This window comes from uncultured Caballeronia sp., assembly GCF_964243625.1.
In the GTDB taxonomy this organism is placed as follows: Bacteria; Pseudomonadota; Gammaproteobacteria; order Burkholderiales; family Burkholderiaceae; genus Caballeronia.
In genome coordinates, this window is the sequence record NZ_CAXTGZ010000517.1 from 1 (window position 1) to 4,329 (window position 4,329).

Annotated in this window: 5 protein-coding genes; 1 reads left to right on the forward strand and 4 read right to left on the reverse strand. The window is 51.8% G+C overall.

Features of this window, described 5'->3' with window-relative positions; all coding sequences use genetic code 11:
• Nucleotides 1-240: 240 nt before the first annotated feature.
• Nucleotides 241-1,395 carry an epoxide hydrolase family protein gene (locus tag ACFFAR_RS26025; RefSeq protein ID WP_375508727.1) on the reverse strand — a complete coding sequence of 385 codons (1,155 nt, stop codon included), beginning with the start codon at nucleotides 1,393-1,395 and terminating at the stop codon, nucleotides 241-243.
• A 730-nt stretch (nucleotides 1,396-2,125) separates the two neighbouring features.
• Here ACFFAR_RS26025 and ACFFAR_RS26030 point away from each other — a divergent pair.
• On the forward strand, nucleotides 2,126-2,902 hold the full coding sequence (locus tag ACFFAR_RS26030; protein WP_375508723.1) for a transporter substrate-binding domain-containing protein: 777 nt from the start codon (nucleotides 2,126-2,128) through the stop codon (nucleotides 2,900-2,902).
• A gap of 14 nt (nucleotides 2,903-2,916) precedes the next feature.
• Here ACFFAR_RS26030 and ACFFAR_RS26035 read toward each other — a convergent pair whose 3' ends face one another.
• From ACFFAR_RS26035 to ACFFAR_RS26045, 3 genes are all read right to left on the reverse strand, one after another.
• On the reverse strand, nucleotides 2,917-3,177 hold the full coding sequence (locus tag ACFFAR_RS26035) for a hypothetical protein (protein WP_375508724.1): 261 nt from the start codon (nucleotides 3,175-3,177) through the stop codon (nucleotides 2,917-2,919).
• A gap of 79 nt (nucleotides 3,178-3,256) precedes the next feature.
• Nucleotides 3,257-4,066, reverse strand: a complete 810-nt coding sequence (locus tag ACFFAR_RS26040; RefSeq protein ID WP_375508725.1) for an NAD(P)H-dependent oxidoreductase — start codon at nucleotides 4,064-4,066, stop codon at nucleotides 3,257-3,259.
• Between the two features lie 66 nt (nucleotides 4,067-4,132).
• A partial coding sequence (locus ACFFAR_RS26045) for a hypothetical protein (RefSeq protein ID WP_375508726.1) occupies nucleotides 4,133-4,329 on the reverse strand: 197 nt, incomplete at its 5' end.

Below are 4,329 nucleotides of genomic sequence, written 5' to 3' on the forward strand. Positions count from 1 at the left end.
AAATCTCCTAATGTGCAACGGAAAATCGACCGCAGATTAAATGTGGCATGTTGAATGAAATTGGTAGCGCTAATAAGGACGCAGTCACGCCCGAAAGTAAACATGAATGATCGGTCCGACGAAGTAAGCAGATATTTTTAAGTCAGTGCGTTAGCTATCCAAAAGCAAACACCGCTCGTGTAGGAATTCAGAAGCCGCTGTTCATGGATAGGACGGCGGCCATTTGAGATCATGCCACTATTAGTTTCTGAGCGACTTGAAGAAGCGACGAATCTCGGCCGTAAGAAGTTTCGGTTCTTCCATTGCCGCGAAGTGACCGCCACTCGGCATATCGGTCCACTGCGAGACATTGAATGTACGTTCGAGCCAAGATCGAGGTGGGTGATTGATTTCCTTCGGAAACCTTGCAAATCCAACCGGCGGGACCACTCGCTGACCATCATTAAAGCGCATCGGCTGCAGCCTGTTTTCCCAGTAAATCTGCATTGAGGAGCCGATAGAACCTGTGAACCAGTAAAGCGACAAATTCGTCAGCAACTCGTCCCTAGAAAAGGACTGTTCGATAATTCCATCGCAATCGCTCCACGCGCGAAATTTCTCGCATATCCAGGCAGCCAGTCCAACTGGAGAATCGTTGAGAGAAAACGCTAAGGTATCTGGTCGCGTGCTATGCATGTGGGAATACCCTCCCTCGAGCATTGCCCACTTATCCCTTGTACTCAGAAACTCTTCTTCAATTTTGGTAAGCGGTGGCGCCATAGGACCGAGCGCGGGCTGGTATGAGCCAGGCAGAAAGTTAAGATGAATTCCATCTATTAGCTTTGGATGTCGTGATGCAAGTGCGATCGACACTCCTGCGCCTAAGTCACCGCCTTGCGCGCCAAATCGGGCATACCCGAGCCCAGTCATCAGCGATGCCCACAAATCAGCCACTTGGAAGGAGGAGGTCCCGCGTCTTATGGGTGCTTGCGAAAAAGCAAACCCAGGGATTGACGGAATGACGACATCGAACGCGTCTGACGGATCTCCGCCAAAGGCGGCGGGGTCACATAGCTGATCAAGGACGGAGTAGAACTCGAAATACGATCCGGGCCAACCGTGAGTAATCTCGAGTGGATACGGAGCAGGACCGACGCCCTTTCGATGAACAAAATGAACTCGCTGACCTTCGATTTGTGCGGTGAACTGGGGTTGTGCGTTAAGGGAATGCTCCGCCTTTCGCCAGTCGAAATCGTCCGCCCAATATCGTGTTAGATCACGAAGCCAGTTAGCGTCGACCCCTCGTTGCCAAGGCTCCGAGGGACTTGTGCTTGGCCACCGGATATCGCGCAGACGGCGCCTAAGATCTTCGATATGTGCATCTGGTATGTGAACCGAAAATGGTTCTATCTGCATTTCGTTTTTCATGACGTATTGATTTCGAAGAAGGCTTTAGAGTCTAAGGATCGAAATGCCAGAGCACTTCTGAAACTGGACAGATCGCAACTTGCTACTATGCGTTGATGCGCGCTTTAAGGATCTCCTATCATGGTTCGGTCGATGCAAGACGTTGTAGACTTGTAGGCGCCAAGCCGCTGGGAAACGGAAGGCTCCAACACAGTTCTCGAAGCGCTATTGCATCCGATCTACGGAAATCACCGTCATTGCTGAATAACCACAACGGTATTCAATCAAAGACTGGCGTACGAAAGTAAAAGTGGCCCTCAATAAGAGGTTGAGAAACCATTACGACCGCTTCCAGACTCTGTATGACAAAAAGGCAGATGCGCCCCCTGCGTCTGTGAGAGCTAGAGTCGAGGATGCGCCCACATGTATTTTGGCACGCCAACAGCTCGTTTAGGGGCGATTTTTTTTTATGTTTCTTCATCTCTTTTAGCAATCTAACCCTTCATTTTATTAGAATGCGTTCTGCCATGCTCTAGCGCTCAACGCTGGCACTGCCTCGCTCTTCATTTCCGAACATGATCCCAATTCCAATCACGATCGTTTACACTAAGTTATCCTATTGATCGTCGCAATTAGCCTTTTGGTTCGTTCCATGCTAACTATTCTTATTTTTATTGTTAGATCCGTACACCGGAAGTGAGTATTCTTTTTCGATGTTGACGAAAGAGACCTACGTACCATGAAAATCCTCTCCGCTCTCCCGCTGATCGCGGCCTTGCATTTCCCTCTAGCTCACCATGTGTTCGCCGACGAACTTAGTCAGATTAAGTCGTCGAAGGTTTTCCGAGTTGGGACCGCTGGAGACTATCCGCCTTACGCTTTTCATAACCAGCGCGGCTTACTCACCGGTTTTGACGTCGAGATTGCGGAGGCATTGGCCCGACGCTTGGGTACGAACGTGCAGTTCATCGAAGGAAAATGGGATGGCCTCATCGCAGGGCTTGACGCCGGCCGCTACGATGCTGTGGTTGATGAAGTGTTAATTAGTGAATCGCGGAAAGCGAGGTACGACTTTTCCGATTCTTACATAAAAACCCCCATCGTCCTGATCGTCCAAACTAAGAATTCCAATATTCATGGGTTCGCTGACTTAAAGGGTAAAAAGGTCGCGCAAACTTACACCAGCACTTTTGCCAGGTTGGCGGAATCTAATGGTGGAGAAGTGGTCCCTGTGGAAAGCGCATCCGAATCTTTCGAGCTACTTGTTCAAAATCGCGTCGATGCCGTGATTCATGATGAACCAACCTATCTAGACTTTCAACGCACGCGGAAGGAAAAGTTGAAGATCGTTGCCATTGAAAATTCGGGCGCAACCCCGAGCCAGGCTGGTGTGGTGATTCGCAAAAATAATCCTGAACTGCTATTGGCAATCAACAAGGCCTTAGCGGATATAAAGGCTGACGGCACTTACTTAACCATCTCGAAGAAGTATTTCGGGCAAGATTTGTCGCAATGAGGTTCGCAGGGCGTTCACCCAGGGAAACGTCGTTGCGGAGTGTCCCCGTCTCCCGGCTGGCAAAGTTGCAGCTGGGCGTTTACGATGTTCGCGAACTTATAGCGCATCTTCAGAAAGGCTTGACGGTCATAGCCGTCCAGTTCGTACGCATCCATTGGCGGAAAATCGGCCCAAGGGCCGACTCCGATCGACTCGTAGTACTTCACGGCGTTCTCGATATCACGGACCACGATGCAGACGTGGTGCAGCTTCTGAAAAATTGGCAGTTTTTCCATTGTGCGCTTCATCCCTTGTCTGTTTTGGCGCTGGCCCGCAGACCTTTTCGAAGCTGCTGCGGCCCGCTGAAATGGCAGATCAACCTGCCTTGGCAATCTTCTTCGGCGTAATGGCTTGCGCCGCCTCGGCATGCGATTGGCCGGTGCCCGGGTTCCACTGGAAGCCGGAACGGGCTACGACACCCGGCTTCAGACGCTGGTCCGGACCATAGTCCGCAAAAGGATGAAAGAACAAAGGCTCCGTACTCCCGATACTGCGCAAACGCGCTGCGTAACTGTCAAGGTAAGCCTGTCGCTCCTCGGGCGTCACCCGACCCGGCATCCAGGACATATGCGGTGGCAGCACATCGAAGCCCAGGTACTTGAAGATCCCATTGTGGATCGGCCAGAGAATGTGATTGATGTCGCCGTCGACACCATCGGGTTCGTAGAGACTGGAAGCTGTTCCGGTCGTGGCCGAGACCATCGCGCGGCGGCCCTTGAACACACCGGTATCGTATTTGCGGCCAGTGGCATACGCAAATCCACGCGTCATCACACGGTCCACCCAGCCCTTCAGGATCGCCGGCATCCCGAACCACCACATCGAATACTGGAAGATGATCAGATCGCACCAGAGCACCTTCTGTTGTTCGGCGTAGACATCAGGCGTCGGTTTCGTGGACGTCCCGAACATGTGCTCCTGTTCCACCGAAAGGTCGAGGAAGTCCGGGTTAAGACGTTCGCCCACGAAGTCTTCGGGGCCGAGCTCGGGTCGCCACTTCAGTTGATACAGATCGGTCACCTGGACCTCGTGACCCTGTTCTTCCAAGGTCGAGACAGCCGTATCTTTCAGCGCACCGTTGAATGACTTAGGTTCGGGGTGGGCGAAAACGATGAGCACTTTCATGCGAATACTCCATAAAAACCTTTTCATTGAGCGTGCCGCTTATTAGGCCACGCTTGAATTCGTTCCCTATATGCGGCGATCTTCCAGCGCAATACCGGCAGACAGACTGATGGTTAGCCCGTCACTCTGGGTATCGATCTCGTCGTAGCGATCGATTCGGTTTGAAGCATTTTGGATCTTTATAAAATTCCGGTCTTGAGGAGGCTCGGCTAATTCTCGCGGAATTCTGCACATTATCCGGGGCCATGCGATCCGGCGCGGGC